Origin of the sequence: Pseudomonas sp. BW16M2, assembly GCF_014268865.1 — a bacterium.
Lineage (GTDB): Bacteria > Pseudomonadota > Gammaproteobacteria > Pseudomonadales > Pseudomonadaceae > Aquipseudomonas > Aquipseudomonas peradeniyensis.
Window position 1 is genome coordinate 1 of sequence record NZ_JABWRI010000040.1, and the last position, 26,066, is coordinate 26,066.

Below are 26,066 nucleotides of genomic sequence, written 5' to 3' on the forward strand. Positions count from 1 at the left end.
CGGACGACTTGCCGGCCTCGATGGTGACGGTCTGGCCATTGGACAGGGTGACGGTGACCGGGGTCTGGGCCGGGTTGTTCAAGGTCACGGTGTAGGTGATCACGCCACCTTCGGTCACGCTCGGGGTCGCGGTGAGCGTGGCGGTGGTGGTGTCGATGGTGTCGGTGACCTGGGTCACCGCCGGGGTGGTGCTTGGCGTGACGATCAGGCCGTTACCGCCAGTCGTGCCGGTAATGGTCGCGGAGATCTGGCCGCCATCGATGTAGGGCGTGTCGTTGGCCGGGATGTTGACGTTGACGGTGCCGGTGGTCTGGCCGGCCGGGATCACGATGACGGCGCCGTTGGACAGGGTCACGGTCAGGTTGGTCAGCGGTGGCTGGCCTACGGTGGCGGTATAGACGATGACGCCACCCGCCTCGGTGATCGTGGGGGTGGCGCTCAGGGTCAGCCCTGTCGTGAGTGGGACGTTGGTCGTGTTGGTGCTGGCAGCGTTGCCGTCCAGCCCGCCCAGCTCCTCGACCGCCAGGCCGTTGGCGAAGCCTATCGGGCCGGTGGGGAAGCCGATGCTCGGGTCGACCACCCCGGCGGTCTCCTCGAGCAGGACGAAGCTGTGCCCGCCGCCAACCGAGCCGCCGCCTGCCGCGGCCGGGCCGGCTGCGGTGGCTTCGAGTTCGGTGGTCGGGTCGACACCGGCGGCGATGGCCTGTTGCAGCTCTTCGACCGAGGGCGCGGCTTGCGCGGTGGCCTGGCTCAGGTCAGTGCTGCTGTCGGGCGCGTCGGCGCTCCACTGTGTGTCGCGGCCCAGGTCGAGCACGCGGCCGTCGGCCAGCTCCAGGGTGACCGCGCCGCCCGCGCCGGTGTCTACCTGTTCACCCGCCAGCAGGCGATCGCCTTCGATCAGTACGCGCCGGATGCCTTCTGGGGAAACTGCGATGACTTGGCCAACAATGCTTTTGACGATGGCGACAACAGTGCTCATTGGACTCTCCGGGCTACCTGTTCAGTTGGCTTCCATGCCTGGCCGGCGTTCGAGGGCGGCGACTGATGGAATGTTTCAAATATGTTTTTGACGCTGATTTGCGTCAATTTTACGTCTATAATTTCTGGCTATTAAGTTTATGCCAAACTATTGACCTTCTGGCTGCCATCCTAAACAATCGCCAAGGTAATGTCACATTGATATTTGGCCAGCAAAGCCCTTTCTTTCGTATTAATCGCACTGCCTATTCGGAAGCTTCCTACATACAGGATCAGGGTTTGCCATTTTCCAAGGCAGGCACGGCTTCGGCTGTGATTTGGGACAACAGCTCTCTCGGGAACCAGTAAAAATGCGTGCGTCACTGTTCACCGCTCTTCCTTTCGCTCTCGCCGCCACATTCGTTCAAGCACAAACCTTGCCCGAAGCCATGCAGAAGGCGCTCGAGGTCCATCCGGAAATCCAGGCCGGCGTGAACGCCCGCACGGCTGCGGACTATCAGCTGCGCGCCGCCCAGGGCGGCTATTTGCCGCGGGTCGACGTGACCGCCGGCTATGGTCGTGAGGGCACCGACAGCCCGAGCACCCGCAACCGCTGGGAGACCCTGAACCGTGGCGAGTCGGCCATCCGCCTGCGGCAGATGGTCTTCGACGGCTTCGCCACCTCCAGCGAGGTCGGCCGTCAACAGGCCACCGTCAACGCCCGCGCTTACTCCCTGCTGGGGACCTCCGAGCGCACCGCCCTGACCGTCGCCCAGGTCTACCTGGACGTGCTGTCGCGCCGCGAGATGGTGCGCCTGGCCGAAGACAACCTGCGCAACCACGAGCGCATCCTCGACCAGATCAAGCTGCGCACCAGCCGTGGCGTCGGCCGCCTGGCCGACCTCGACCAAGCCGAGGCGCGCCTGGCCCAGGCCCGCAACAACCTGATCACCGAGCAGACCAACCTGGCCGACGCCAACACCAACTACCTAAGCGTCGTCGGCCAAATGCCCGACGAGTTAAGCACGCCCGCGCCATTTGTCGACCTGCTGCCGGCCACCCTCGACGAGGCCCGCCACCAGCTGGTCGAGGAAAGCCCGATCCTGCGCTCGGCCGAGTCGGACATCGCCGCCGCCGAGAAGCAATACGAAGCCGCAAAGTCTACGTTCTATCCACGATTCGATGCTGAACTCGGACGAACGGCCGACAACAACCTCGACGGCGCCGTCGGCCACAACAACGAATGGCAGGCCATGCTGCGCATGAACTTCAATTTGTATGCCGGTGGCAGCAACAAGGCCGACCTGGAATCGAAGTCGTACCTGGCCAACCAGGCCCTGGACATTCGCAACAACGCCTTGCGCCAGCTCAATGAGGAGTTAGGCTTGGCATGGAATGCTCTGGAGAACGCCAACGCCCAGGTGCCGATCGCCCAGCAGTACGTCGATCACAGCAACCGCGTGCGCAGCGCCTACCAGCAGCAGTTCGGCCTGGGCGAGCGTACCTTGCTCGACCTGCTCGACAGCGAGAATGAAACCTTCACCGCCCAGCGTCGTCTGGTAGAGGTGAAGAACACACAAATGTTTACTCAGTATCGAATCAAGGCGACCATTGGTCAGCTGCTCAAGAGCCAGGGTGTCGTAGCACCGATGGCGTCCGTTGTGCAGAACGACCTGAAACCCAAGGTGAACCTGCCAGGCATGAACTGAAAGGCGCACCTTGAATCACCCCCGCAAGGATGAAGAGAGCGCCGCGTGGAATCCGAAGTCAGTCGAGTCCAACTCAGCCACGATCCACGCAGTCAGCATGACGACCCGCTGCTGGACAGTCTGCTGACCCTGTGTGTCCTGCACCAGAAGCCCGCCAGCCGGGCCATGCTGACCACCGGGCTGCCCTTGCCCTCGCAGCGCCTGACCCCCGAGCTGCTGCCCCGTGCAGCCGCCCGGGCCGGGCTGCAGGGGCGTCTGCTGCAGCGCAAGCTCGAGCAGATCCCCAGCATCGCCATGCCGGCGATGCTGCTGCTCAAGGAAGGCCGTTGCGCGGTCCTGCTCGGCTGGGAGAACGAAGACACCGCGCGCCTGCTGCTCAGCGAGAGCGACGGCGGTGAGGTGCATGTCACCCGTGAGGCGTTGCAGGGCGACTACAGCGGCAAGGTGTTCTTCGCCCAGCCGCAGCACAAGTTCGACGTCAACCACGGCAACCTGATCCCGCGCGCGCGCTCGTGGTTCCGCGACACCCTGCTGCGCAGCAAGTGGCTGTACATCGACGCCATCGCCGCCAGCCTGGTGATCAACCTGATCGCCCTGGCCGCGCCGCTGTTCGTGATGAACGTGTACGACCGCGTGGTGCCCAACCAGGCCACCTCGACCCTGTGGGTGCTGGCCATCGGCATTGCCGGTGCCTATGTCTTCGACCTGATTCTCAAGGGCCTGCGCAGCCTGTGCCTGGACCTGGCCGGCAAGAAGACCGACCTGATCATCTCGGCGACGCTGTTCGAGCGCATCGTCGGGATGTCGATGAAGTACCGCCCGGCGCGGGTCGGCAGCTTTGCCCAGAACATCCATGAGTTCCAGGGCCTGCGCGACTTCCTCGCCTCGCTGACCCTGACCAGCCTGATCGACCTGCCGTTCACGTTCCTGATCCTCATGGTCATCGCCATCATCGGCGGGCACCTGGTGTGGATCCCGATCCTGGCCTTCCCGTTGGCGTTGGGCATCGGCTATGCCCTGCAGAAGCCGTTGATGGCAACCATGGAGCGCACCATGGCCCTGGCCTCCGAGCGCCAGTCGAGCCTGATCGAGACCCTCGCCGGGCTTGATGCGGTCAAGGTCAACAACGCCGAGAGCGAGCGCCAGTACATGTGGGAGCAGACCCTCGGCACCCTGAGCCGCCTGGAGCTGCGGGTTAAGGTGCTGTCGGGCCTGGCCATGAACATCACCGCGCTGATCCAGCAACTGGCCGGCGTGGCGATGATCTGCGTGGGCGTGTACCTGATCATCGATGGCAACCTGAGCATGGGTGGCCTGGTGGCCTGCTACATGCTCAGCGGTCGCGCCCTTGGCCCGCTGGGCTCGCTGAACGGCCTGCTGGCCCGCTACCAGCAGGCCAAGGTGACCATGGTCGCCACCGACCAGATGATGGAACTGCCCCAGGAGCGTAACTTCGAAGAGCGCCCACTGAGCCGCCAGGTGCTGCAGGGCGCCATCGAGTTCCGTGGGGTCGAGTTCACCTACCCGAACCAGCAGAACCAGGCGCTCAAGGGCATCAACCTGAACATCCGCCCGGGCGAGAAGGTCGGCATCATCGGCCGCAGCGGCTCGGGCAAGAGCTCCCTGGCCAAGCTGATCGTCGGCCTGTACGAACCGGACAACGGCTCGCTGCTGGTCGATGGCGTGGACATCCGCCAGATCGACGTCAGCGAACTGCGCCACAACATCGGCTACGTGCCCCAGGACATCCAGCTGCTGGCCGGCACCCTGCGCGACAACCTGGTCAGCGGCGCCCGCTACATCGAGGATGAACTGATCCTCCAGGCCGCGGAACTGGCCGGCGTGCATGAGTTCGCCCGCCTGCACCCCGACGGCTATGAGCTGCAGGTCGGCGAGCGTGGCCAGAACCTCTCCGGCGGCCAGCGGCAGAACGTCGCCCTGGGTCGGGCGCTGCTGCTCAACCCGCAGATCCTGCTGCTCGACGAGCCCACCAGCGCCATGGACAACACCGGCGAGGAGCGTCTCAAGCAGCGCCTGGCCGCGGTGATCGAGAACAAGACCGTGTTGCTGGTCACCCACCGGGCGTCGTTGCTGTCGCTGGTGGACCGGTTGATCGTCATCGATCGTGGACAGATTGTCGCGGATGGCCCGAAAGCCGCCGTCATGGATGCGCTGAAGAAGGGGCAGATCAGTGTTGCATAAGCTGGATATCGGGCGTTTCAAGGACAACCTGCGCCGCTACTTCAAGGGCTCCGAGTCGCTGGCCGGCCAGCCGCTGCCCGAGGTCAACAAGGCGTTGATCGAGGACGCGCCACGGGTGGTGCGCCTGACCATCTGGGGCGTGATCGCGTTCTTCCTGTTCCTGATCATCTGGGCCAGCGTCGCGCCCATCGACGAGGTGACGCGCGGGGAGGGCAAGGCCATCCCGTCGTCCAAGGTGCAGAAGATCCAGAACCTCGAGGGCGGCATCGTCGCCGAGATCTTCGCCAAGGAAGGGGAGATCGTCGAGGTCGGCCAGCCGCTGCTGCGCCTGGATGAAACCCGCTTCGCCTCCAACGTCGACGAGACCGAGGCCTCGCGCCTGGCCATGGCCCTGCGCGTGCAGCGCCTGACGGCCGAGGTCGAGGACAAGCCGTTGCAGATCGACGAAGAGCTGCGCAAGGCCGCGCCGAGCCAGGCCGCCAACGAACAATCGCTGTACCAGAGCCGTCGCCAGCAGCTGCAGGACGAGCTTGGCGGCTTGCAGCAGCAGTTGGTGCAGAAGCAGCAGGAGCTGCGCGAGTTCAACTCCAAGCGCGCCCAGTACGCCAACAGCCTGCAGTTGCTGCGTCAGGAAATCGCGATGTCCGAGCCGCTGGTGGCCCAGGGCGCGATCTCCCAGGTCGAGGTGCTGCGCCTGCGTCGCGCCGAGGTCGAGAACCGTGGCCAGATGGACTCCACCGCCCTGGCCATCCCCCGTGCCGAAGCGGCGATCAAGGAAGTCGAGAGCAAGATCGAGGAGACCCGCGGCAAGTTCCGCAGCGAGGCCCTGACCCAGCTCAACGAGGCCCGCACCGAGCTGAACAAGGCCACCGCCACCAGCAAGGCGCTGGACGACCGCGTGCACCGCACCATGGTCACCTCGCCGGTACGCGGCATCGTCAAGCAGCTGCTGGTCAACACCATCGGCGGGGTGATCCAGCCGGGCAGCGACATCATCGAGATCGTGCCGCTGGACGACACCCTGGTGGTCGAGGCGAAGATCCTGCCCAAGGACATCGCCTTCCTGCACCCGGGCCAGGAAGCCACGGTCAAGTTCACCGCCTATGACTACACCATCTACGGCGGCATGAAGGCCAAGCTCGAGCAGATCGGCGCCGACACCATCACCGACGAAGACAAGAAGACCACCTACTACCTGATCAAGTTGCGTACCGACAAGAGCCACCTGGGCACGGACGAGAAGCCGCTGCTGATCATCCCGGGGATGGTGGCGACGGTGGATATCATGACCGGCAAGAAGACCATCATGAGCTACCTGCTCAAGCCGATCATCAAGGCCCGTTCGGAAGCCTTGCGCGAGCGTTGATCGCTCGACGGGACGGAAATCCTGTGGGAGCGGGCTTGCCCCGCGATGGCGTTCGCCCAGGCAACGAGGTTGTTGCTGCCGACGTCATCGCGGGGCAAGCCCGCTCCCACGCCCTCGCTTTGTAGGCTGGTGCAGGGCGGAGCATATTCATATGAATATGCAATAAAGGTATTTAAAGTCCTGTTCTTATGACTTTATAGTCACCCCACTGCGTACCCGCCGACCAATCGGCGCGCCGCACGACTCGAACCCACACGGGCAATCCCCGTGCGTTTCCGATCGTTGCGCGCCCTGAAGTCGCGCACTGCGTGGGAGTGAACAATGCCAGCCGCCTCGAACGCCTTGTCGACCATCGACAGCGCCCTGCCGCAAACCTTCGACATCCGTCCGTTCCCCGGCGCCGTCGGTGCCGAGATCATCGGCCTCGACCTGTCCCGTGCGGTCAACGCCGAGGATTTCACCCGTATTCACCGCGCCCACCTGGACCATCATGTCCTGGTGTTTCGCGACCAGCGCATCACCCCCGAACAGCAGATCGCCTTCAGCCGCCGTTTCGGCGAGCTGCAGATCCATGTGCTCAAGCAGTTCCTGCTCGCCGGCCATCCCGAGATCCTGATCGTGTCCAATATCGTCGAGGACGGCCGCAACGTCGGCCTGGGCGATGCCGGCAAGTTCTGGCATTCGGACCTGTCGTACAAGGAACTGCCGAGCCTGGGCTCGATGCTGCACGCCCAGGAGCTGCCCAGCGAGGGCGGTGACACCTTGTTCGCCGACATGCACAAGGCCTGGGACGCGGTGCCCGAGGCCCTGCGCCGGGTCGTCGAGGGCCGCAGCGCCGCCCACTCCTACACCGCCCGTTACGCCGAGACCAAGTTCGAAGGCAACTGGCGCCCGACGCTGACCGCCGAGCAACTGGCCCAGGTCCAGGAGGTCATCCACCCGGTGGTGCGTACCCACCCGGAAAACGGCCGCAAGGCGCTGTTCGTCAGCGAAGGCTTCACCACCCGCATCGTCGGCCTGCCGGATGACGAAAGCCGCGACGTGCTGCAACAGCTGTACGCCCTGAGCGTGCTGGAGCAGAACATCTACCGCCACCAATGGCAGCCCCACGACCTGGTGTTCTGGGACAACCGCTCGCTGATTCACCTGGCCACCGGTTGCCCCGCGCACCTGCGCCGCAAGCTGTACCGCACCACCATCCAGGGCGATGCCCCGTTCTGACGACTGAGGAAACACACCATGCGCAAATCCATCAGCCGCCTGGCGGCAAGTATCGGCCTGGGCGCGAGCCTGGGTTTAGGCAGCCTGGCAGCGCCGACCGTGGCCCACGCCGAAGGGCAGATCCGCATCGCCGAGCAGTTCGGCATCGTCTACCTGCTGCTCAATGTGGTGCGTGACCAGCAACTGATCGAGAAGCACGGCAAGGAGCAGGGCCTCGACATCAAGGTCGACTGGGCCCAGCTGTCCGGTGGCGCGGCAATCAACGATGCATTGCTGTCCGGTTCGGTGGACATCGCCGGCGCCGGCGTCGGGCCGCTGCTCACCGTGTGGGATAGAACCCGCGGCCGGCAGAACGTCAAGGCCGTCGCCTCGCTGGGCAACTTCCCGTACTACCTGGTCAGCAGCAACCCCAATGTGAAGACCATCGCCGATATCTCCGACAAGGACCGTATCGCCGTGCCAGCGGTGGGCGTTTCGGTGCAGTCGCGCTTCCTGCAGTACGCCGCCGCCCGCCAGTGGGGCGACAAGGAGTACAACCGCCTCGACAAGTACACCCTGGCCGTGCCGCACCCGGACGCCACCGCGGCCTTGCTGGCCGGCGGCACCGAGCTCAACGGGCACTTCTCCAACCCGCCGTTCCAGGACCAGGTGCTGGCCAACAAGAATGTGCACGTGGTGCTTAACAGCTACGACCTGCTCGGCCCCAACTCACCGACCCTGCTGTTCGCCACCGAGAAATTCCGCAAGGACAATCCCAAGACCTACAAGGCCTTCGTCGATGCCCTGGCCGAAGCCGCCGACTTCGCCCAGAAGGACAAGGCCGCCGCCGCCGATACCTATATCCGCGTGACCAAGGCCAAGATCGACCGCGAGGCGCTGATCAAGCTGATCGACAACCCGCAGTACGAATTCACCGTCACGCCGAAGAACACCTACAAGCTGGCCGAATTCCTCTACCGGGTCGGCGCGATCAAGAACAAGCCCGAATCGTGGAAGGACTACTTCTTCCAGGATGAACGCCCGTTGCAGGGGAGCTGAGCGCCGATGACCGCCCCATTGCCAGGCCACACGGCCAGCAACCTGAGCCGTGTCGCCACCCCACCGCTGCTGGCGGTGGACAACTTGAGCCTTGAATACCGCACCGCCCAGCGCGTGGTGCGGGCCACCCACCAGGTCAGTTTCGAGGTCGACCGCGCCGACCGTTTCGTCTTGCTCGGCCCGTCCGGCTGCGGCAAGTCCACCTTGCTCAAGGCCGTGGCCGGCTTCATCGAACCACGGGAAGGCCGGATCCTGCTCCAGGGCCAGCCAGTGCACGGCCCGGGGCCGGACCGCATCGTGGTGTTCCAGGAGTTCGACCAGCTGCCGCCGTGGAAGACGGTGAAGCAGAACGTGATGTTCCCGCTGCTGGTGTCCGGCCAGCTCAAGCGTGCCGAGGCTGAGGAGCGGGCGCTGCATTACCTGGAGAAAGTCGGCCTGGCCGCCTTCGCCGACGCCTACCCGCACACCCTGTCCGGTGGCATGAAGGCCCGCGTGGCCATCGCCCGGGCACTGGCGACGCAGCCGAAGATCCTGCTGATGGACGAGCCGTTCGCCGCGCTCGATGCCCTGACCCGGCGCAAGATGCAGGAAGAGCTGTTGCTGCTGTGGGAGGAGGTGCGCTTCACCCTGCTGTTCGTCACCCACTCCATCGAAGAGGCGCTGGTGGTGGGCAATCGCATCCTGCTGCTGTCGCCGCATCCCGGGCGGGTGCGAGCCGAGGTGCACAGCCACCAGTATGACCTCGGCAGCCTCGGCGCCAGCGACTTCCAGGCCAGTGCCCGACGTATCCACCGGCTGCTGTTCGACGAGGCCGATGCCTCGACACCAGCGGACGATCTGGGCTTCAACGATATCCGTATCGCCTACTGACAGGAGCCAGGGCATGACAACGACACCTGTACGCCAGGAATACGAAGTGCAGCTGCAACCTTTGCCGGGTGTGCCGCTGGAGCGCGAGCTGCCGCTGCTGCAACGCTTGTGGCAACAGGGCTGGCTGCGCAAGGCCGTGATCCTGGTACTGCTTGCGGTGGTCTGGGAGGCCGTGGCCCGCTATACCGGCAACGACCTGCTGCTGCCAGGCTTCCTGCAGACCGCCAGCGCGTTGTGGGACGGGCTGCTCAGCGGCGAGCTGCCGGCCAAGGTCGGCGTATCGCTGGTGGTGCTGCTCAAAGGCTATGTGCTGGGCATCGTCCTGGCCTTCGGCCTGACCAGCCTGGCCGTCTCGACGCAAGTGGGGCGCGACCTGCTGGGCACGCTGACTTCGATGTTCAACCCGCTACCGGCCATTGCCCTGCTGCCGCTGGCCTTGCTCTGGTTCGGCCTGGGCGACAACAGCCTGATCTTCGTGCTGGTGCACTCAGTGCTCTGGGCGCTGGCGCTGAACACCTACGCGGGCTTTCTCGGCGTGTCCGAGACCCTGCGCATGGCCGGTCGCAACTATGGGCTGCGCGGCCTGCGCCTGGTGCTGCACATCCTGGTGCCGGCGGCGCTGCCGTCGATCCTGTCGGGGCTGAAGATCGGCTGGGCCTTCGCCTGGCGCACGCTGATCGCTGCCGAGCTGGTGTTCGGCGCCAGCAGCGGCAAGGGCGGGCTGGGCTGGTACATCTTCCAGAACCGCAACGAGCTGTACACCGACAAGGTGTTCGCCGGGCTGGCGGTGGTGATTCTGATCGGCCTGCTGGTGGAAGGGCTGGTGTTCAACACCCTGGAGCGGCTGACGGTGCGGCGGTGGGGGATGCAGCGCTAGATATTCGGGCCTGATCGCGGGGCAAGCCCGCTCCCACACAGAGATCCGGGGCCATCGTGGGAGCGGGCTTGCCCCGCGATCGGGCCTCCAGTCACTCCAGGTATTGCGCCGCCGCACTGGCCAATGTCCGCGCAATCTCCTCGCGCAGCGCCTGCGGCGCTTCCACCACCAGCCCCTCGCCCTGGCTCAGCAACCACCAGCGCAGGGGCCAGCCATCCGCCACCGTCGCCCGCAGCCGGTGCCCCTGTTCCAGGGCAGTCAGCTGCATGTCGGCGGTCAACGGCGCTTCGCGCAGTCGGCGGGCCAGCAGGTCGCTGATCCATGCCTGCAATTCGACGCCTTCCCCTTGCCCGGGCTGCAGCGTATCGCCGCGCAGATAGCCCTGCAGGTCGAAATTCCCGCGCAGCTCGCCACCAGCGTTGGCCGACCAGTGCCAGCCGAACGGGATGCTCTTGTCGTTGCGCTCCAGCGGGAAGATCAGCGACAGCTCGTTGAGATCGCGCTCGACCGTACGCTTGCTGACGGTGAAGCCCACGTCACGCAGCCGCCACACCAGTTCGGCACTGGTGATCCCGGGGGAGCGGCTGGGCAACTGGCGGAGCAAGGCCCATTGGCGGCTGAGGGTGGCGCGGGTGGTGGCGAACGGCAAAAGGAAACGTCCTTGTCTAGGCTTGCCGGCATAGGATGGCGGCACGGGTAGGGCATGGCAATTGGCCACAGCGTGCTCAGATCAAGGAAGATGCAATTGGTTGCCTGGGATCAATTCGTTCGCGACAGGTTTTGTCGTGGCATCGCGCAGAATCACGCCTCACCACAGTGGAGGTTGGAGCTGTGGGTCGTTCAATGAGGATGAACATGTCTGCCGCCAGCAATATCCATTCGCTGCTCGCCCGGCTTCTCCCCGAGCGGATCGTCCCGGCCCCGGCACGCCCCGGACAGCGCCACAGGCTGTTCGCCGGGGTCGGCATGCCCAGCCAGCAGGCCTTGAGCGGCGAGCGCTTCGGCCTGACCGGTCGGCTGGACGAAGCGGTCGATCTGCAGGCGGTCTACCACGACCTGTGCCGCCAGGCGTTGCTGGGCAATGTCGGGGCGCTCAACGACCTGGGCTGGATCTGGCTCAATGGCAAGTACTGGCGCGGCGACACCGTGCTGGCCGGCCACCTGCTGCGCATGGCCGCGCTGCAGGGCAATGCCGCGGCCTGGTTCAACCTTGGTCAGCAGCATTACTTCGGCAAGGGTGTCGATGTCTCCTACGCCAACGCGGCCGAATATTACCGCCATGCCTTCGAGCGAGGCATGGTGCATGCCGCCGCCGCGCTGGGCGACCTGTACGAGGAAGAGGTGTGCGAGGGCGACCAGGTCTGGCAGGTCGACCCACTCGAGGCCTACCAGTGGTTCCTGCGCGGCGCCCAGCGCGGCGAGACGCGCTGCCGCTTCGAGGTAGGCTACCGGTTGTTGCATGGGCTGTATGTCGAGGCGGACACCAAGGCCGGGCTGTATTGGCTGGAGCTGGCGGCGGCGACCGGCGTGATGCAGGCGGCCGAGGAGCTGGCGGTGCACTTCAGCAGCCGTGACGCGGTGCGCTACCTGGGCTGGCGCGACCAGGCGATCCAGATGGGCAGCACGCTGGCGCTGACCATGAAGCTGGAAGATCAGATTCAGCCGTGAGGCAAGGGACATCGCGGCCACTGTAGGAGCGGCCTTGTGTCGCGAAAGGGCCGCAAAGCGGCCCCAGCGATCTTCGCACCAACGCTGAAATCCTGGGGCTGCTACGCAGCCCTTTCGCGACACAAGGCCGCTCCTACAGGGATCGCGTTATCCGGCCAGATCGCGGGTAGATGAACAACCTTTCATCTACTCCCTCCGTCACCCCCGGTTGACGACAGGGGTAGGGCAGGGCGTATATTGATAGTTAGCAAACTATGAATATCCTCGGTTCCCACATGTCCCTTGACGCACTGCACCTGAAAATCAGCAGCGGAATGGTCGTGGCCGCCCGTCACTGGCGTCGCCTGTGCCAGGGCGCCCTGACCGGCTACGGCATTTCCGAAGCCTGCGCCGTGCCGCTGCTGATGATCGTGCGCCTGGGCGACGGCGTGCACCAGGTGGCGGTGGCGCAGGCGGCCGGGCTGGAAAGCCCGTCGCTGGTGCGCCTGCTCGACCAGCTGTGCAAGGCCGGCCTGGTCTGCCGCAGCGAGGACCCGCTGGACCGCCGCGCCAAGGCCCTGAGCCTGACCGTCGAGGGGCGCGCCCTGGCGGAGTCCATCGAGGGCGAGCTGGTGCGCCTGCGCCGTGAGGTGCTCGGCGGTATCGACCAGGCCGACCTGGACGCCACCTTGCGGGTGATCCAGGCGTTCGAAGCCGCGGGCGTGATGCCATGAGCGGCTTCTTCAGCTCGGTGCCCCCGGCCCGCGACTGGTTCTACGGCGTGCGCACCTTCGCCGCGTCGATGATCGCCCTGTACATCGCCTTGCTGATGCAGCTGCCGCGCCCGTACTGGGCGATGGCCACGGTGTACATCGTCTCCAGCCCGTTCCTCGGCCCGACCACCTCCAAGGCGCTGTACCGGGCCCTGGGTACGTTGCTGGGCGCCGGCGGGGCGATCCTCCTGGTGCCGCCACTGGTGCAGTCGCCGCTGTTGCTGAGCATTGCCATCGCCCTGTGGACCGGCACCCTGCTGTTCCTTTCGCTGAACCTGCGCACGGCCAACAACTACGTGCTGATGCTGGCCGGCTACACCCTGCCGATGATCGCCCTGGCGGTGGTCGACAATCCGCTGGCAGTGTTCGACGTGGCTTCCTCCCGCGCACAGGAAATCTGCCTGGGCATCGTCTGCGCGGCGGTGGTCGGCGCGATCTTCTGGCCGCGCCGGCTGGCACCGGTGGTGGTGGGCGCGACCGGCAACTGGTTCGCCGAGGCGATCCGCTACAGCGATACCTACCTGGCCCGCGAGGCCAGCGCCGACAAGGTCGGCGGCATGCGTGGCGCGATGGTCGCCACCTTCAACTCGCTGGAACTGATGATCGGCCAGCTCGGCCACGAAGGCGCCGGCCCGCACACCCTGAAAAATGCCCGTGAGCTGCGTGGCCGGATGATCCACCTGTTGCCGGTGATCGATGCCCTGGACGATGCCCTGATCGCCCTCGAGGGGCGCGCCCCGGCCCAGTTCGCCCAGTTGAAGCCGGTCCTCGATGCTGCCCGTGAATGGCTCAAGGGCACTGCCGACAGCGCCTCGGTGGCGCGCTGGACCGCCCTGCACGAGCAGATCGACCGCCTGCAGCCCGGCGCCGCCGCCATCGACCAGCGCGCCGAACTACTGTTGTCCAACGCCCTCTACCGCCTGACCGAATGGGCCGACCTCTGGCAGGACTGCTGCACCCTGCAGCACGCCCTGCGCAAGGACGACGCCACGCCGTGGCGCGCGGTCTACCGTCACTGGCGCCTGGGCCGGCTGACGCCGTTCTTCGACCGTGGCCTGATGCTCTATTCGGTGTTCTCCACCGTCACCGCCATCATCGTCGCTTGCGGCCTGTGGATCGGCCTGGGCTGGAACGACGGCGCCAGCGCGGTGATCCTCGCCGCCGTGTCGTGCAGTTTCTTCGCCGCCATGGACGACCCGGCGCCACAGATCTACCGGTTCTTCTTCTGGACCCTGATGTCGGTGATCTTCTCCAGCCTGTACCTGTTCCTGGTGCTGCCCAACCTGCACGACTTCCCGATGCTGGTGCTGGCCTTCGCCGTGCCGTTCATCTGCGTCGGCACCCTGACCGTGCAGCCGCGTTTTTACCTCGGTACCCTGCTGACCATCGTCAACACCTCGACCTTCATCAGCATCCAGGGCGCCTACGACGCCGACTTCTTCACCTTCATCAACGCCAACCTGGCCGGCCCCGTGGGCCTGCTGTTCGCCTTCATCTGGACCCTGGTGGTACGCCCGTTCGGCGTGGAGCTGGCGGCCAAGCGCATGACCCGCTTCACCTGGCGCGACATCGTCGAAATGACCGCGCCGGCCACCCTGGCCGAGCACCGCCAGGTCGGCGTGCAGATGCTCGACCGCCTGATGCAGCACCTGCCGCGGCTGTCGCAGACCGGCCAGGACAGCGGCGTGGCCCTGCGTGACTTGCGCGTGGGCCTGAACCTGCTAGACCTGCTGGCCTACCTGCCGCGTGCCGGCGCCGAGGCCCGCGAGCGCCTGCGCACGGTAATCGAGGAGGTCGGCAGTCACTACGCCGCCTGCCTGCGCGCCGGCGAGCGCCTGCATGCCCCGGCGGCGCTGTTGCGCAACATGGAGCGTGCGCGCCTGGCGCTGAACCTGGATGAATTGTACGAACGCGGCGACGCCCGCACCCACCTGCTGCACGCCCTGAGCGGCTTGCGCCTGGCGCTGCTGCCGGGCGTGGAAGTGATGCTCGAGCCTGCCGAGCAAACGCAACTGCCCCCCGGGCTCGACGGAGCGCCCCTGTGATCGGTGAACTGGATATCAGCGGGGTGTTCCTGCCCACGCTGCTGGTGATGATGTTTGGCACCTACCTGCTGTTCCTCGGGGTGCACGCAGTGCTGGTGCGCCTGCATTTCTACCGCCTGGTCTGGCACCGGGCGCTGTTCAACGTTGCCCTGTATGCCGTGCTGCTTGGTGCGGTGGACCACTTTTGCCGAAGCCTGATGCTGCCATGAAAAAACCTTTGCTGACCCTGGGCCGCGTGGTCCTGACCTTGCTGGTAGTGACCTTCGCCGCCGTGCTCGTGTGGCAGATGGTGGTGTACTACATGTTCGCCCCCTGGACCCGCGACGGTCATATCCGCGCCGACGTGATCCAGATCGCCCCGGATGTGTCCGGGCTGATCCAGAAGGTCGAGGTGCGTGACAACCAGACCATCAAGCGCGGTGACGTGCTGTTCACCATCGACCAGGACCGTTTCACCCTGGCCCTGCGCCAGGCCAAGGCGACCCTGGCCGAGCGTCAGGAGACCCTGGCCCAGGCCTCTCGCGAGGCCCAGCGCAACCGCAAGCTGGGCAACCTGGTGGCGGCCGAGCAGCTTGAAGAGAGCCAGTCCCGCGAAGCCCGCGCCCGCTCGGCGGTGAACGAGGCCCAGGTGCAGGTGGATGTGGCCCAGCTCAACCTCGACCGCTCGGTGGTGCGCAGCCCGGTGGACGGCTACCTCAACGACCGCGCCCCGCGTGCCCACGAGTTCGTCAGCGCCGGACGCCCGGTGCTGTCGGTGGTCGACAGCGCCTCGTACCACGTCGATGGCTACTTCGAAGAGACCAAGCTGGGCGGTATCCATATCGGCGACGCCGTGGAGATCCGCGTGATGGGCGACAACACCCGTCTGCGTGGCCGGGTGCAGAGCCTGGCCGCCGGCATCGAGGACCGCGACCGCAGCAGCGGCGCCAACCTGTTGCCCAACGTCAATCCGGCGTTCAGTTGGGTGCGCCTGGCCCAGCGGATTCCGGTGCGCATCGCCTTCGATGAAGTGCCGGAAGACTTCCGCATGATCGCCGGACGTACCGCCACGGTGTCGATCATCGAGGGTCAGCATCCATGAAACAGCTGATCCTGGCGGGGCTGTGCCTGTCCTTGGGGGCCTGCATGATGGTCGGGCCTGACTACGAGCTGCCCAAGGACGCCGCCGTGCAGCGCGGCGACCTCAATGGCCCGCTGCGCCAGGACGCCGACAGCGTGGTCTCGGCGCCAGTGCCCGAGGATTGGTGGCAGCTGTACCAGGATCAACGGCTCAACGAGCTGGTGCGCCAGGCCCTGAGCGCCAACACCGAACTGCGCGTGGCCGCCGCCAACATCGCCAAGGCTCGTGCCCAGGTAGAGGTGGCCGAGTCCCAGGGCGGCTTCAACGGAGGCGTCAAGCTGGGCGCCCAGCGCCTGCAGGAGTCCGGCGAGGCCTTCCTGCAGCCGGAGAAAGTGCCGGTGGCCAATATCGGCGAAGCGATCATCAGCGCCAGCTACCAGTTCGACCTGTGGGGTACCTTCAAGCGCGGCACCGAGGCCGCCAAGGCCAACGCCGACGCGGTGCAGGCCGCCGCCGACACCGCGCGCATCACCCTGGTGGCCGATGTGGTCAAGGCCTATACCCAAGTGTGCTCGGCCAACGAGGAATACCACATCGCCCGCGAATCGCTGGACCTGCAGCAGCAGAGCGTGCAGCTGACCCAGCGCCTGCGCGACGCCGGGCGTGGCGACGAGACCCAGGTCACCCGTTCGCAGACCCAGTTCAAATCCTTGCGCGCCGAACTGCCGCGCTTCAAGGCCGAGCGTGAGGCGGGCCTCTACACCCTTGCTGCGTTACTGGCCAAGCCGGTCGAGCAGTTGCCCGCCGGCACCGCCGATTGCGCCGAACTGCCCCATCTGTCGCAGCTGGTGCCGGTCGGTGACGGCGCCGCGCTGCTCAAGCGCCGCCCGGACGTGCGTCAGGCCGAGCGCCAGCTGGCGGCGGCCACCGCCAGCATCGGCGTGGCCACCGGCGCGCTGTACCCGGATATCAGCATCGGCGCCCAGGTGGGCACCATCGGCATTCTCGAGAACCTCGGCGAGCCGGCCTCCAACCGCTGGGGCTTCGGCCCGCAGATCAGCTGGAACATCCCCACCAACGGCACCCGCGCGCGCATCCGCATGGCCGAGGCCTCGACCCAGGCGGCGCTGGCGCATTTCGACGGGGTGGTGCTCAACGCCATTCGCGAAACCCAGACCCGCCTGGCGCAGTACAGCGCACTGCTGGACCGGCGCGACGCACTGGCCGAGGCGGAGCGTTCCGCCAAGGAGTCGGCGGACCAGACGCATCTGCGTTACCAGGTTGGGCGTGAGTCGTTCCTGGCGGACCTGCAGGCGACGCGGACCTATACAGACGTAAGGGCGCAGCTGGCGGCGGCCAACAGCCAGGTGGCGATGGGGCAGATAGGGGTGTTCCTGGCCTTGGGTGGCGGCTGGAAGGACAGTGCCAGGCCTTGATGATTCCCCTGTAGGAGCGGCCTTGCCGAGGCGTCGGACCGGCCGGAAAGGGCTGCAAAGCAGCCCCAGCGATTTATGCATCACGGCTCAAACCCTGGGGCCGCTATGCGGCCCTTTCCGGCCGGTCCTACAGGGATTGCGTGTGGCTCAGTTCAGCACCCGCGCCGGCTCATCCGGTGGCAGGTTGTCCCGGCCACGCGGCTGTTTCGGCTGCCCAGGCACCGAGCCGCCCAACTGCTCGGCCAGCTGCTGTGCCACATCCTCGCCCAGCGCCTTCGATACATCCCGCACCACCCGCGGACGGTTCAGCGTCACGCGGCGGTCCTGGCCCTTCACCAGCTTGGTGTCCTGCCCCTCACCCATGGCGGTGAACGCCGAGGTGATCTCGTAGGTGCGGGTGTTGATCAGGCTGAAGTCGGCGACCACCGTCAGGCCCAGCACCGCCGAGTAGCTGTCGGTGTGGTCCAGCGAGTTGATGTCCTGCTGGAAGTCGATGTCCGACAGGGTACCGAACAGCACATAGTCGGCGCCCTTGAACGCGCCGTTCTTGATGCGGCGGATCACGTCGTACACGTCTTCCTTCGAGTCGGCGGTATAAGGGCGGCCCTGGACCAGCTGGAACATGCCGGTCTTGAGGATCTCACCCTTGATGTCGCCACCGAACTTGCGCAGCTCGGTCTGCTCGATGTAGCTGTTGAGGCTCTCGTACTCGCTGTAGCTCGACTGGCCGCTGGCGTGGTACATGCCGGCCTGGCCGCTGCTCTGGGCGTTGATGGTGTGGATGTATTCCTCCACCTGCGCCTGGTAGGCCAGGTCGGTCACCGCCACCTTGGGGGCCGCCTGCGCGCCGAAGGCGCAGGCCAGGCCGATGATTGCCATCCATGCACGCATCGATCAGCGCTCCGTGGTCTTGCGGATTTCTTTTTCGTCCATCCACTCGGCCAGGCCGCTTTCCACGTCGATCAGCTGCAGGCTGAACTTGTAGAACACGTCCTTGTAGTCGCTGCTGCGCTTGACGATCGAGCTGATCGAACCTTCCAGGCGGTACTTGGCGGCGATCATGTTGCCGGTCTTGGCCACGGTCTTCTTCTTGTACAGGCCACTCTGGTTCTGCAGCTTGAGCTGGTCGACCTGGCTCTGCATGTCGGTGTTGTCGCTGGCGAAGCGGGCGGCGCCGGACTTCATCAGCTGGGTCTTGATCGAGGTAGTGATCTCGCGGGTATCGATGTACTCGCTGGTCTTGTTCTTCACGTCGTACACCTGCACCACCGGGCGGCCGTGCAGCACGCCGGACTGGGCCAGGGAACGGGTCATGCTCTCGGCGATCATCTGCAGGTCGGTGGAGCCGAACTCGTTGGTCACCAGCTCGACGGCCTTGCTGTCGCCGTAGCTGATGTTCTTGCCGCCGAGAACCGGCGACGGGGTGCTGCAGCCGCTGACCAGGGCGATGACGATGGCGGCGAGGGAAAGGCGTGCAAACATGGAACGTGCTCCTGAAAGGGGTTACCGGGTGTGGACTTCGAGGCGGAAGTCGCGGGCAGCGGGGGTCGGTGCGATGGCGGGGAGGAACTTGGCCTGCTTGCCGTACAGCGGCAGGGCCTTCCAGCTCTCCTCGTCGGCCACCGGGAAGCCGTCGTTGCCCAGCCAGGCGAAGCGGTAGTAGAGCGTGCGATTGCTACGGCTGGTGTTGGTCAGCGCCACGTTGACGGTGAGGTAGCCGTTTTCGCGGGCGACGCGCATCTGGCCGACTTCGATGTCATCCAGCTGGCCCATGGTCACCACCTTGCTGGCGGCGCTGCCGGGGGCAGGGGGCGGGGTGGCGCAGCCGGCCAGGAGGGCGACGGCGGCCAGGGCGAGGCATGTTCTGCGCATGTTCGATCCTTGGGTTACTTGAGGCTGGCGACAGCGGTGGCTGCGGCCTGCGGGGCGACGATGACGGCCGGGCCGCCAGCGAATACGCGGTTGCCGACCACGCGCAGGCTGACCACCTGATACGGGCGATCGATCTTCACCGTGACCTGGGTGCCACCGAGGCTCGACGGCAGGCTCAGGTGGTGCTCACCCTGCTTGAGGCGTACCCGGGCCACCTGGGTCTCGTCGGGCAGGGTGCGCCAGGTGCGGGTATCGGCACCTTCCAGCACGGTGGAGGCGATGCCCACCACCAGCCCGGCCATCGGGTTGGCCTTGTTCAGGTTCTTCTGTGCCACGCCGCGGCTGATGGCGCGCACGCTGGTGCGCAGGATGATGCCCGGCATGTCGTCGCGCAGGGCGCGGCGCGACATGGCCGTGGTGCTGTTGAGCGCGGTCAGGGCCAGGGCCTTGTCGTTGAGCTGGATCTCGCCCAGGTGCGCGGTCGAGGTGTCTTCCTTGATGATCGGGAACGACAGCGGGGTGATCACCAGGTTGTCCTGGATCGGCAGCGGCAGTGGGATGCGGATCGAATCGCGGGCCGGGGCCAGGCCGGTCTGCACCACGATCAGCACATCGCTTTCACCGGCCTTGGCGCTGTTCTTGTCCAGTTCGAGCAGCGCCTGGTCGAGCAACGGCGTGTTCGGGCGCAGCTCGGCGGCCTTGCGATAGCCAGGTGCGGCCAGGCCTTTCTCGCCGAGGGCCTCGTAGACATAGCCGGACAGGTAATGGCTGAAGGCGCTCTGGTAGCTGTTCTTCAGGCCGACCACCTCAGGGGCGTCGAGGCTGGCGACCGGGTAACCCTGCAGGTCCTTGTACTCGGTCTTGATGCCTTCCTTCTCGGCCTGTTCCTCGCGCTTGAGGTATTCCTTGTCGCGCAGCTCGGCGATGATTGCCTCGCGCTCGTGGGTCTTCTTGATCTCGGTGCGGGCACCGTAGAAATCGTTCTGCGCCAGCAGGTTCAGGGCCATCTGCGTGGTCAGCATGACTTTTTCGTAGTCATAGCCTTCGTAGCGACGGACCTTGTCGTTGACCAGGTAGCTGCCGAACTGGCTCAGGTACTTGTCGGTGTCGAGCTTGACCGACTCTTCCCACTGGAACACCACGCTGTCGGCCGAGCGCCAGGCGTCCTGGCTGCCCTTGAGGTCACCCTTGGAGCGCAGCAGCTCGCCTTTTTCGAAATAGTAGAGCAGGTCTTTCTGCTCGCCCTTGTTGTTGCTCTCGAGCAGGGCGAGGGCGGCGTCGACGTTGCCGGCGGCCAACTGCTTGTTGGTCTCCTGCAGTTCGCTGTCGTAGCTGCGGAACACCGAGCAGCCGGTGAGCTGCACGGCGGCGACCAGGGTCGCCAGGGTGAGGGCACGGGATACCATCGGACTTCTTCTTTCCCTGAAACGGTTGGCCGCGTGGGCGGGGGCGGCAGATCCCTCTGTTTTATCGCCAGAACCTCTCGATGGAGGCGCCTTGATTGCTAATGGCTATTACGGCGGCGCGGGATTATACCCAAAGTAGTAGCGCTGTGATGGCGAATTGCTTCGCATTTTTACGTTGATGCCATCAGTCGGAAAAAGCCGTTCCCACGGACTGTTCCGCCAATTTGTCTCAAGATTTTTCATGAAATCTGCCCCTGAGCCTTGAGCGGGGGAGAGTGGAAGTGAACAATGTTCTCTTTCGTATTTCCGTCGAGATTGGCCATGATTTCCCGTTCCCGTCTGCTTGCCTGGCTGCCTGCCCTGTTGCTTGGCCCGGTGCTGGCGCTGTGCAGCACCCCGACGCTGGCCGAGGCTCCTGCCGAGGCGACCAAGGCACTGCACCTGCTGGACTACATCGGTGCCGACTACCCGCCGACCGTGCGCGACGGCAAGGTGGTGGACGACGGGGAATACCGCGAGCAGCAGGAGTTCAGCGGCGTGCTGGCCGAACTGGTCAAGGGCCTGCCCGCGCATGCCGAGCGCGGCGCCCTCGAGCAGGGCGTGCAGAGCCTGCGTCAGGCCATCGACCAGCGTCAGGACGGTGCCGCCGTCGCCCGCCAGGCCCGGCAACTGGGGGCGCGCCTGGCAGTGGCCTACGAGGTCAGCCAGGCCCCGGTGATCACCCCCGACCCTGCTCGCGGCGCCTCGCTGTATGCGCAGAACTGCTCGATCTGTCATGGTGACACGGGCCTCGGCGACGGCCCGGCCGGGGTCGGCCTGGAGCCTGCGCCAGCCAACCTGCGCGATGCCGGGCGCCTCGACCAGTTGAGCCTGTTCGACCTGTACAACACCCTTGGGCTGGGCATCGAAGGCACCGAGATGCCGTCGTTCGCCGACCAGCTCGACGAGCGCCAGCGCTGGGACGTGGCGGCCTACATCGCCAGCTTCACCGCCGATCCGCAGGCGGCCAAGGGCGACAAGACCTGGAACATCGCCGACCTGGCCCGGCAGACCCCGGCCGAAGTCGCCGCCAGCGAAGGCGCGGATGCCGTGGCCGCGTTCCGCGCCCAGCGGGCGCAGCCGCCGCAGGTCAAGCGTGGCCCGGCGCAGTTGCTCGAATACACCTCCAGCACCCTGGACAAGAGCCTGGCGGCCTACCGCGCTGGCGACCACGACCAGGCCTACGACCTGTCGGTGGCGGCCTACCTGGAAGGCTTCGAGCTGGTGGAAAGCTCGCTCGACAACATCGACGCACAGGCCCGCAAGGACACGGAAAAGTCGCTGATGGCCTACCGTCAGTCGTTGCAGGACGGCCTGCCGGTAGCCCAGGCCGAACAGCGCCTGGCCGAAGCCAAGGCCAAGCTGGAGCAAGCGGCCAAGCTGCTGGGCAGCGATGGCCTGAGCTGGTCGCTGAGCTACGTCTCCGGCCTGCTGATCCTGCTGCGCGAGGGCCTGGAGGCGATCCTGGTGCTGGCGGCGATCCTGGCCTTCCTGCGCAACACCGGGCAGCAGTCGGCGGTGCGCAGCGTCAATATCGGCTGGGGCCTGGCGCTGGTCGCCGGTTTCGCCACCTGGGCCCTGGCGGCCTACGTGATCGACGTCGGCGGTGCGCAGCGTGAGCTGCTCGAAGGCTGCACGGCGCTGTTCGCCGCAGTGATGGTACTGTGGCTTGGCGTGTGGATGCACGATCGCCGCCACGCCGCCGCCTGGCAGGACTACATCAAGCGCAGCCTGGTCAGTGGCGGCGGGCGCTTCGGTTTTGCCTTGCTGGCGTTCTTCTCGGTGTACCGCGAGCTGTTCGAGGTGATCCTGTTCTACGAGACCCTGTGGCTGCAGGCCGGCCCGGCCGGTCATCAGGCGGTGCTGGCGGGTGGCGCCACGGCGCTGGTGCTGCTGGTGGGCCTGGCCTGGGTGATCCTGCGCGGCTCGGCCAAACTGCCGCTGTCGTTGTTCTTCAGCATCAACGCGGCGCTGTTGTGCGCACTGTCGGTGGTGTTCGCCGGACATGGCGTCAAGGCGCTGCAGGAGGCCGGCGTGCTGGGTACGCGGCCGGTGGCGTTCTTCGAGTTCGACTGGCTGGGTATCCACGCTGACGCCTATTCGCTAGGCGCGCAGGCGCTGGCGTTGCTGGCCATCGTGTTCCTCTATGGGCGCAGCCGGTTGGCCGAGAAGCGCCGGGCGGCGGCCAGCTGAACCTATACAGGGGCGCGTGGACGGGCTTGCCCCGCGATGACGTCGGGGCTGGCATAATGTCAGCCTGTTCAGGCGCTATCGCGGCGCAAGCCCGCTCCCACGACGTCATTGCCCGGAGTACAGGAATAATCCCATGCGTGTATGGATCGATGCCGACGCCTGCCCCAAGGCGGCCAAGGACCTGATCGTCAAGTTCGCCCTCAAGCGCAAGCTCGAAGTGGTGATGGTGGCCGGCCAGCCGCAGATCAAGCCGGCCTTCGCCTGCGTGCGGCTGATCGTGGTGCCCAGCGGCATGGATGCGGCCGATGACTACCTGGTGGAGAACGCCGAGCCCGGCGAGCTGGTGATCTGCAGCGACGTGCCGCTGGCCGATCGCCTGGTCAAGAAGGGCGTGGCGGCGCTGGATCCGCGCGGTCGCGAGTTCGACGAGCGCAACATGGGCGAGCGCCTGGCGGTACGCAACCTGTTTACCGAACTGCGCGAGCAGGGCCAGGTCGGCGGTGGCCAGGCGCCTTATGGTGAGCGCGAGAAGCAGGCGTTCGCCAATGCGCTGGACCGGATCCTGAGCCGCTTGTCGAAGCGCTAGCTGACAGGGCCTGCTGCGCAGGCCATCGCGGCACAAGGCCGTGCCTACAAGGAGACACGATCCCCTGATAGGAGCGGCCTTGCGCCGCGAAAGGGGCGCAAAGCGCCCCCGTGGATCTACTGGTCGTTCTCGTGGGTCAGCTCCAGCACCCGGTCCACCAGCTTGTAGATACCGCCCGCTGCCTCGCTGATCGACTTGGCCAGCATGTACGCCGGGGTGGTTACCAGCTTGCGCTGGGTATCCTCGACGATGTCGTGCACATCGCATTCCTCATGGGTGCCGCCCATCTTCACCACCGCCGCGCTGGTGCCGGCGTCGTTGCCGATGGTGCAGACCACGCCCGGCCCGTAGATCTTCGCCGCCAGGGCCGGCGAGATGCAGATCAGGCCGACCGGCTTGCAGGCATCGGCAAAGGCTTCGGCCAGGGCCAGTACATCCGGGTTCACGGTGCAGTTGGCGCCTTCGACGGCGAAGTTGGACAGGTTCTTCGCCGCGCCGAAGCCGCCAGGCACGATCAGGGCGTCGAAGTCCGAGGCATTGGCTTCGCGAATGTCCTTCACCTCGCCACGGGCAATGCGCGCCGACTCCACCAGCACATTGCGCGATTCCGGCATCTCTTCCCCGGTCAGGTGGTCGATCACATGCATCTGCGCGATGTTCGGCGCGAAGCACTGCACCTGGGCGCCACGCTGGTCCAGGCGCAGCAGGGTGATCACGCTCTCGTGGATCTCGGCGCCGTCGTACACGCCGCAACCGGACAGAATCACCGCAACTTTTTTCGTCATGCTCAATACTCCAGTGTCGAGGCGCTAAATGTCCTCTAGTTTGGCAGATGTAGCCATGGGATTTGCCCCGTAGGCGGCCTAATCTTCGTGGACAACCTTGGAGGTGGCCGTTCATGGACCTGATTCTGCTGGCCGTGCCGTTCTTCTTCGTGCTGATCGCGGTGGAGCTGATCGCCGACCGCGTGCGCGGGCGGCGCAACTACGAGCTCGCCGACTCGATCAACAGCCTGAGCACCGGCGCGCTGTCCACCAGCACCGGGTTGCTGACCAAAGGTGTGGGGCTGGTCACCTATGCCGTGGCCTGGGAGCACCTGGCCTGGCTGCGGCTGCCGGCCGATGCCTGGTGGGTGTGGGTGGTCGCCTTCGTGCTCTACGACCTCTGCTACTACTGGCTGCACCGCCTGGGCCACGAGCGCAACGTGCTGTGGGCCGCGCACTCGGTGCATCACCAGAGCGAGGAGTACAACCTCACCACCGCCTTGCGCCAGACCAGCAGTGGTTTCCTGTTTTCCTGGATCTTCTACCTGCCGTTGGCGCTGCTGGGCGTGCCGCCGCTGGTGTTCATCACCGTGGCGTCGCTGAACCTGCTGTACCAGTTCTGGGTGCACACCCGCCATGTGCCCAAGCTGGGCTGGCTGGAGTGGATCTTCATCACGCCGTCCAACCATCGCGTCCACCATGCGCAGAATCCTCTGTACTTGGATCGCAACTATGGCGGTGTGTTCATAATCTGGGACCGACTATTCGGCACCTTCCAGGAGGAGGACGAGCGCGAGCCGGTGATCTTCGGCGTGACCACGCCGCTGGCCAGCTGGAACCCGCTGTGGGCCAACGTGCAGTTCTACGCCCAGCTCTGGCATGACGCCCGCCGCACTGCCAGCTGGTGGGACAAGTTGCGCATCTGGTTCATGCCCACCGGCTGGCGCCCGGCGGATGTGGCCGCGGCTTATCCACAGCCCAAGCAGGACCTGGCGGCGTTTCGCAAGTTCGCGATTCCCCTGGGCAGCGCGCAGCAGCTGTACGTCACCGTGCAGTTCGCGGTCTACGTGGCGCTGGGCAGTTATCTGATGGAGGTGGCGGAGCAGGTGGCGCCCGCAGCCCTGGTGCTGGGCTGGACGGTGATGGCGTTCGGGCTGTTCGTGCTGGGCGCGGCGCTGGAGGACCGGCACTGGGCGGGGCGCCTGGAGACCGTGCGACTGCTGTCGAATGCGCCGGCGCTGTATCTGGCCGGCGCGCTTGGCTTAGTGCTGGTCACGCCCGTGTTCTGGTGGCTGCTGCTGGGCTACAGCCTGCTCAGCCTCGGCGGCCTGGCCCTCTGCCGCCGCGCGGCGCTCGGCGCGGATGTTGCGAAAACGCCGGCGCAGCCAGAGCAGCAGGCCCAGCACCAGCAGGCCGCCGAGCACCCATAGCTCGTATTTCTTGATGCTGCCGAGCATGCCTTCGAGGATGGCGCCGAAGTGATAGGCGGCCAGGCCCAGGGCCAGGGCCCACACCGCGGCACCGATGCCGTTGAGCAGCAGGTAGCGGCGTGGCGGGTAGCCGGACAGGCCGATGGCCACCGGCATCACCGTGCGCAGGCCGTAGACGAAACGGAAACTCAGTACCCAGATATCCGGATGGCGGCGGATGTGCTCCAGCGCCCGGTCGCCCATGGCCTGCCAGCGCGGCTTGCGGGCAAGGATCTTGCGCCCGTGGCGGCGGCCCATGAAGTACCACAGCTGGTCACCGGCGTAGCTGCCGCAGAAGGCCACCAGGACCACCAGCTTGATGTCCATGTATTCGCGGAACGCAAGAAAGCCCGCGAGCACCAGGATGGTCTCGCCCTCGAAGAACGTGCCGAGAAAAAGGGCAAAGTAGCCGAAATCGTTCAGGAATTGTTGAAGCATTTTCTGGCGTGCTGGCGAAATGAACGCGCAGCCTACCCCTTCGGGCGCGTTGGGGAAAGTGTCCAAATGTGTCTCGACGTGAAGATTCCCTGCAACGA

At 65.9% G+C, this 26,066-nt stretch carries 23 protein-coding genes and 1 pseudogene; 16 read left to right on the plus strand and 8 right to left on the minus strand.

Going from position 1 to position 26,066, the window contains the following annotated elements; translation table 11 throughout:
* Positions 1–979, minus strand: a 979-nt coding sequence (locus HU735_RS24600; RefSeq protein ID WP_186716003.1) for a retention module-containing protein, incomplete at its 3' end; no start/stop codon positions are given.
* Between the two features lie 349 nt (positions 980–1,328).
* Here HU735_RS24600 and HU735_RS24605 point away from each other — a divergent pair.
* The 7 genes from HU735_RS24605 to HU735_RS24635 all read left to right on the plus strand — a co-directional run bounded on the left by HU735_RS24605 (position 1,329) and on the right by HU735_RS24635 (position 10,240).
* Positions 1,329–2,666 carry a TolC family outer membrane protein gene (locus HU735_RS24605; protein WP_110735609.1) on the plus strand — a complete coding sequence of 446 codons (1,338 nt, stop codon included), beginning with the start codon at positions 1,329–1,331 and terminating at the stop codon, positions 2,664–2,666.
* A 45-nt stretch (positions 2,667–2,711) separates the two neighbouring features.
* Positions 2,712–4,868 carry a type I secretion system permease/ATPase gene (locus HU735_RS24610; RefSeq protein WP_186716004.1) on the plus strand — a complete coding sequence of 719 codons (2,157 nt, stop codon included), beginning with the start codon at positions 2,712–2,714 and terminating at the stop codon, positions 4,866–4,868.
* Positions 4,858–6,234, plus strand: coding sequence for an HlyD family type I secretion periplasmic adaptor subunit (locus HU735_RS24615; RefSeq protein ID WP_028689255.1), 1,377 nt, complete (start codon positions 4,858–4,860; stop codon positions 6,232–6,234). Before HU735_RS24610 ends, HU735_RS24615 begins: the two co-directional genes overlap by 11 nt.
* 321 nt (positions 6,235–6,555) lie before the next feature.
* On the plus strand, positions 6,556–7,455 hold the full coding sequence (locus HU735_RS24620) for a TauD/TfdA family dioxygenase (protein ID WP_186716006.1): 900 nt from the start codon (positions 6,556–6,558) through the stop codon (positions 7,453–7,455).
* A gap of 18 nt (positions 7,456–7,473) precedes the next feature.
* Positions 7,474–8,493, plus strand: coding sequence for an ABC transporter substrate-binding protein (locus HU735_RS24625; RefSeq protein ID WP_186716007.1), 1,020 nt, complete (start codon positions 7,474–7,476; stop codon positions 8,491–8,493).
* A 6-nt stretch (positions 8,494–8,499) separates the two neighbouring features.
* Entirely contained in the window at positions 8,500–9,363 is an 864-nt protein-coding gene (locus HU735_RS24630) for an ABC transporter ATP-binding protein (protein WP_186716008.1), read from the plus strand.
* Positions 9,364–9,376: 13 nt separating this feature from the next.
* Positions 9,377–10,240, plus strand: a complete 864-nt coding sequence (locus tag HU735_RS24635; protein WP_186716009.1) for an ABC transporter permease — start codon at positions 9,377–9,379, stop codon at positions 10,238–10,240.
* Positions 10,241–10,331: 91 nt separating this feature from the next.
* Here the strand turns inward: HU735_RS24635 and HU735_RS24640 are convergent, their stop codons facing one another.
* Positions 10,332–10,889 (minus strand): WYL domain-containing protein, encoded by a 558-nt coding sequence (locus tag HU735_RS24640; RefSeq protein ID WP_186716010.1) that lies wholly within the window; start codon positions 10,887–10,889, stop codon positions 10,332–10,334.
* Positions 10,890–11,095: 206 nt separating this feature from the next.
* Here HU735_RS24640 and HU735_RS24645 point away from each other — a divergent pair, with 206 nt between their 5' ends.
* The 6 genes from HU735_RS24645 (at position 11,096) to HU735_RS24670 (ending at position 17,201) form a co-directional block, all read left to right on the plus strand.
* Positions 11,096–11,908 carry a tetratricopeptide repeat protein gene (locus tag HU735_RS24645; protein ID WP_186716011.1) on the plus strand — a complete coding sequence of 271 codons (813 nt, stop codon included), beginning with the start codon at positions 11,096–11,098 and terminating at the stop codon, positions 11,906–11,908.
* Between the two features lie 275 nt (positions 11,909–12,183).
* Positions 12,184–12,621, plus strand: coding sequence for a MarR family transcriptional regulator (locus tag HU735_RS24650; protein WP_028689248.1), 438 nt, complete (start codon positions 12,184–12,186; stop codon positions 12,619–12,621).
* Positions 12,618–14,705, plus strand: a complete 2,088-nt coding sequence (locus tag HU735_RS24655) for an FUSC family protein (RefSeq protein WP_050707483.1) — start codon at positions 12,618–12,620, stop codon at positions 14,703–14,705. Before HU735_RS24650 ends, HU735_RS24655 begins: the two co-directional genes overlap by 4 nt.
* On the plus strand, positions 14,702–14,914 hold the full coding sequence (locus HU735_RS24660; protein ID WP_016392395.1) for a DUF1656 domain-containing protein: 213 nt from the start codon (positions 14,702–14,704) through the stop codon (positions 14,912–14,914). Before HU735_RS24655 ends, HU735_RS24660 begins: the two co-directional genes overlap by 4 nt.
* Positions 14,911–15,786 (plus strand): HlyD family secretion protein, encoded by an 876-nt coding sequence (locus tag HU735_RS24665; protein WP_028689246.1) that lies wholly within the window; start codon positions 14,911–14,913, stop codon positions 15,784–15,786. The genes HU735_RS24660 and HU735_RS24665 overlap by 4 nt, the downstream gene beginning before the upstream one ends.
* Positions 15,783–17,201 (plus strand): TolC family protein, encoded by a 1,419-nt coding sequence (locus HU735_RS24670; protein ID WP_186716012.1) that lies wholly within the window; start codon positions 15,783–15,785, stop codon positions 17,199–17,201. Before HU735_RS24665 ends, HU735_RS24670 begins: the two co-directional genes overlap by 4 nt.
* A gap of 147 nt (positions 17,202–17,348) precedes the next feature.
* On the opposite strand, the gene HU735_RS24675 is transcribed toward HU735_RS24670, so the two are convergent.
* The 4 genes from HU735_RS24675 to HU735_RS24690 are packed head-to-tail and all read right to left on the minus strand — an operon-like array spanning position 17,349 to position 20,479.
* Positions 17,349–18,092 carry a hypothetical protein gene (locus tag HU735_RS24675; protein ID WP_050707480.1) on the minus strand — a complete coding sequence of 248 codons (744 nt, stop codon included), beginning with the start codon at positions 18,090–18,092 and terminating at the stop codon, positions 17,349–17,351.
* A 3-nt stretch (positions 18,093–18,095) separates the two neighbouring features.
* Positions 18,096–18,683 carry a penicillin-binding protein activator LpoB gene (lpoB, locus tag HU735_RS24680; protein WP_186716013.1) on the minus strand — a complete coding sequence of 196 codons (588 nt, stop codon included), beginning with the start codon at positions 18,681–18,683 and terminating at the stop codon, positions 18,096–18,098.
* 21 nt (positions 18,684–18,704) lie between these two features.
* The gene (locus HU735_RS24685; RefSeq protein WP_186716015.1) at positions 18,705–19,073 is read right to left on the minus strand and encodes a YcfL family protein; all 369 of its coding nucleotides are present in this window, start codon (positions 19,071–19,073) and stop codon (positions 18,705–18,707) included.
* Positions 19,074–19,087: 14 nt separating this feature from the next.
* Positions 19,088–20,479: a hypothetical protein gene (locus tag HU735_RS24690; RefSeq protein WP_186716017.1), complete on the minus strand. Its 1,392-nt coding sequence runs from the start codon at positions 20,477–20,479 to the stop codon at positions 19,088–19,090.
* A 288-nt stretch (positions 20,480–20,767) separates the two neighbouring features.
* On the opposite strand from HU735_RS24690, the gene HU735_RS24695 reads away from it, so the two are divergent.
* Entirely contained in the window at positions 20,768–22,711 is a 1,944-nt protein-coding gene (locus HU735_RS24695) for a cytochrome c/FTR1 family iron permease (RefSeq protein ID WP_186716019.1), read from the plus strand.
* Between the two features lie 133 nt (positions 22,712–22,844).
* Positions 22,845–23,297 (plus strand): YaiI/YqxD family protein, encoded by a 453-nt coding sequence (locus tag HU735_RS24700; protein ID WP_186716021.1) that lies wholly within the window; start codon positions 22,845–22,847, stop codon positions 23,295–23,297.
* 116 nt (positions 23,298–23,413) lie between these two features.
* Here the strand turns inward: HU735_RS24700 and elbB are convergent, their stop codons facing one another.
* The gene (elbB, locus tag HU735_RS24705) at positions 23,414–24,082 is read right to left on the minus strand and encodes an isoprenoid biosynthesis glyoxalase ElbB (RefSeq protein ID WP_186716023.1); all 669 of its coding nucleotides are present in this window, start codon (positions 24,080–24,082) and stop codon (positions 23,414–23,416) included.
* A 113-nt stretch (positions 24,083–24,195) separates the two neighbouring features.
* Between elbB and HU735_RS27200 the strand changes: the two are divergent.
* Positions 24,196–24,822: pseudogene (locus HU735_RS27200) on the plus strand (sterol desaturase family protein); the annotation flags it as partial.
* A 501-nt stretch (positions 24,823–25,323) separates the two neighbouring features.
* On the opposite strand, the gene HU735_RS24715 reads toward HU735_RS27200, so the two are convergent.
* Positions 25,324–25,968 (minus strand): DedA family protein, encoded by a 645-nt coding sequence (locus tag HU735_RS24715; RefSeq protein ID WP_082337832.1) that lies wholly within the window; start codon positions 25,966–25,968, stop codon positions 25,324–25,326.
* Between the last annotated feature and the right edge of the window lie 98 nt (positions 25,969–26,066).